This window comes from Streptomyces sp. NPDC051976 (assembly GCF_040680795.1).
Lineage (GTDB): Bacteria > Actinomycetota > Actinomycetes > Streptomycetales > Streptomycetaceae > Actinacidiphila.
The window spans coordinates 1-3,218 of the sequence record NZ_JBFAXL010000139.1 but is presented as its reverse complement, the minus strand read 5'-3'; the positions used below and the strand labels follow the sequence as shown (position 1 = coordinate 3,218).

3 protein-coding genes and 1 pseudogene are annotated in these 3,218 nt (G+C 69.4%); 2 read left to right on the top strand and 2 right to left on the bottom strand.

Annotated features, from left to right (window positions below; translation table 11 throughout):
• Positions 1 to 291: 291 nt before the first annotated feature.
• Positions 292 to 639, bottom strand: coding sequence for a hypothetical protein (locus AB0M29_RS45025; RefSeq protein ID WP_365393637.1), 348 nt, complete (start codon positions 637 to 639; stop codon positions 292 to 294).
• A gap of 212 nt (positions 640 to 851) precedes the next feature.
• Between AB0M29_RS45025 and AB0M29_RS45020 the strand changes: the two are divergent.
• A pseudogene (locus tag AB0M29_RS45020) lies at positions 852 to 1,517 on the top strand (XdhC family protein); the annotation flags it as partial.
• Positions 1,518 to 1,966: 449 nt separating this feature from the next.
• Here AB0M29_RS45020 and AB0M29_RS45015 read toward each other — a convergent pair.
• Entirely contained in the window at positions 1,967 to 2,197 is a 231-nt protein-coding gene (locus tag AB0M29_RS45015; protein WP_365393635.1) for a hypothetical protein, read from the bottom strand.
• Between the two features lie 365 nt (positions 2,198 to 2,562).
• On the opposite strand from AB0M29_RS45015, the gene AB0M29_RS45010 reads away from it, so the two are divergent.
• Entirely contained in the window at positions 2,563 to 3,144 is a 582-nt protein-coding gene (locus tag AB0M29_RS45010) for a transposase (RefSeq protein WP_365393633.1), read from the top strand.
• The last annotated feature ends 74 nt before the right edge of the window (positions 3,145 to 3,218 follow it).

Here is a 3,218-nt window from a genome sequence, read left to right as displayed (position 1 = left end):
ACACCTTCGACCGACTTCGAACCTATCTCACGCCTCTCACCTGCACAGATCCGCTGCCCACCTGCCCTGCATGCCCACCAACTGTCGAACTCGGGCGATCGTCTGGTCCTTCTTCTGCCGGGCGGACGACACCCGGGCGTAAATCGCCGCACTGGTCACCGGCTGCTCCTGCCTGATCGGGGCCGGCCCGCACCCGGGCCCGGCGCTGCGGCATCAACACCGCGTAGGCCGCGGACAAGTCCGCCGCCGCATGACGGTCGAAGACCGCCTCCGTCTCCACCAGCCGACCGTTCACCTGCCCTGCCGGCCCTCCGGGGCACCCCGCTGAAGGAACTCGGCCAGGGCCTGGGCCACCACCGCGGAGATCGCCCGGTCACTCTCGTGAGCACAAGCACGGATCTGCCCGGCCAGCGAGCCGGGCAGCTTGACGGTGAACACCACGCTCGACTCGGGGATTTCAACCCGTCCAGCAGCCATGGCCTGCTCCAGATACCGGCGTGCCTGACGCACCGACACCCCGTACCTACTCGCCAACGTGCGGGCGGCTGCGGCCACGGGCACACCCGCCCCGACCAGATCCGCGGCGGCGTTGACCCGCCGGGCGTACTCGACGCTATCGACACGATCACCACGCACCATGTCACAAACCTACTACCCACTGTGACGCTCCTTACCCTCCGCGCGAGGAAGGAGTTCCAAGCGCCGGTAGCCGAGCGTCACCTCGAAGCAGAAGTTACCCATTGCGTTGGGGGCGTGATCAGCCCCGTGCTGCTGAATATCGCCCTGCATGGGATGGAGACGGCTGCGGGCGTGCGGTATCACCCTCCGGGCCGACGGGCCGGAGAAATCATGAGACCCGCGCCCTGCTGGCCGCGGGCCGCACCGCCACCACCGTGATCGGCGCCGACGGCAGCCGCTGCGGCGTACCGCTGACGCTGCTCGTCGAGTCCAGCGTGCCGCCGCCGCGGATGCTGGTGTTCGGCGCGATAGACTTCGCCGCGGCGCTGGTGCGGGCGGGCAAGTTCCTCGGCTACCGGGTGTCGATCTGCGACGCCCGGCCGGTCTTCGCCACCCCGCGGCGCTTCCCCGAGGCGGACGACGTGGTCGTCGACTGGCCGCACCGCTACCTCGACGCCGAGGTGGACGCGGGACGGCTCGACGGCCGGACCGTGGTGTGCGTCCTCACCCATGACGCCAAGTTCGACATCCCGCTGCTGGAGCGGGCCCTGCGGCTGCCGTTCGCGTACGTCGGCGCCATGGGCTCGCGCCGCACCCACCTGGACCGGCTCGACCGGCTGCGGGAGACCGGGGTGACCGAACTCGACCTGACGCGGCTGCACTCCCCGATCGGCCTCGACCTGGGTGCCCGCACTCCCGAGGAGACCGCGCTGTCCATCGCCGCCGAGATCGTCGCCCACGGCCGCGGCGGCACCGGCACCCCGCTGACCGGCGCGCACACCCCGATCCACCACGAGCCGAAGATATCCCCGCGCAGGCTGGGCAGCCCGGCGGCGTAGGGCCTTCACGACACGCCCTTGCGGTCAGAAGCTGTCCGCAAGGCGATCTACGGTAGGGCCATGGCCGACGCCCCGCTGGACCCGCGCTGCGCAGTGCGGTGAGCAGCTCGCGTCCCGGGCCGCCCTGGTGCTTGGCCAGTTCCGCCCGCGCGTGGTCGGTGGTGACCTGGCGTAGGTCCATTCCGACGACTGACCAGGACGTCAAGGCGGGCCAAGCGGTCCGCAGGTAGCGGCGGATGCGGGGGTAGTCGGCCGGTGGGTGTCGGTAGCGGCCCTGCCCTCGCACGACCTTCGCCCAGGCCCCGTAGATGGTCAGCCATCGGCTCGGGCAGTTGCGCGATCCGCTCCTGCAGCGCCCTCTCGTCGCGCCGGTCGTGACGTTCCGCGCCCAGATCCGGGACATGTGAGCGGACCTGGCGCTGGACGTCGGAGAGCAACTGGGTGGGAGTCTACGAGAGTTCGTCCGCCTCCAGCTGTGCGTGCTCGTCGAGGAAGGAGATCACGCGGCGGGTCGCAGCGGTGCCTGCCGCGACCGTCCCGGCGAGGGGGCGTACGTCCCGCTCGGGGATCGGCGCGTGTGGCCCCAACCGGGCCGTGTGCAGGATGATGGTCGCGCTGCCCGGCACGCTGCGCTTGTCGGCGAGACAGACCCTCAGGTAGCCGGCTGTGAATGTGTCCAACAGGCTCTGAGCTTGGCGTTTATCCCTGCTGCTGTTTCAGGCGGATGTGTTCGGTGAGGGTTGCGACGCGTTTGACGTTTTTCCCGGGCTCGTATCGTAGTGCTGGCCTGCGGTTTTGTGAGCCGGGTGGGCGTCCGGGGCCTGGTCGGGTGGGTTGTGGCACGGCTGCGGGGCGGGTGGGAGGCTGTCGCACGACTGCCCCTATCTGGGAGTCAAGAGCGATTCGATGTTCGGTTCCAGTTGTTGCGGGGGTGTCGGAGTCTGGGTCGGTGGGGCGGAACTTCCTGCTGTGTGACCGCGAACGTGATCTTGAGATGCCGAAGAGTGCCCGGGAGTGGCTGCCGCCAGGGCACTTGTGTTGGAGAGTGCTTGAGGCGGTCGAGGGGCTCGATCTCTCGGCCTTCGAAGGTGGCTACCGTGCCGATGGTCAGGGCGGCGCCGGCTACCCGCCGGTGGTCCTGGTCACGCTGCTCTTCTACTGCTACAGCAAGGGCGTACGCTCCTCGCGCGGCATCGAGCGGGCCTGCTGGGACGATCTGGGCTGCCGGATCATTACTGCGAACCGCGCCGTGGACCGTTCCACCGTCGCGCGGTTCGTTCAGCGTCACCGCGACGCGTTGACGCAGCTGTTCGTGCAGGTGCTGGCTCTGTGTGGCAGTCGTGGGCTGGTCGATCTGTCGGCGGTCGCGGTGGACGGCTCACCAATGGACGCGAACGCCTCCCGTGACTCCGACAAGCAGCTGCACCGCCTTGAAGCTGTCATCGCCCGGTGCGAGGACGAGATCGGCGCACTCATGGACGACGCGTGCGACCACGCCCGGCTCGTCGAGACCGGCGACATCTGGGACGCCGACAGCGAGCCACAGCGTGACGACTGGCCGAAGCTGTCACGCTTGTGTGATCTGCTCGCCCGGGCCCGCACGCAGGGCCCGGGACCGGCTCTATGAGCGGGCCCTGCCGTCCGCCAAGGAGATAAGGATCAAGGTCGAGGCCGCAGAACGCATCGTGGCCCGCGCGGAGA

Excerpts from the sequence above, each read along its gene's own strand:
- AB0M29_RS45025 (WP_365393637.1), bottom strand. The coding sequence starts at position 639 with ATGGTGCGTGGTGATCGTGTCGATAGCGTCGAGTACGCCCGGCGGGTC.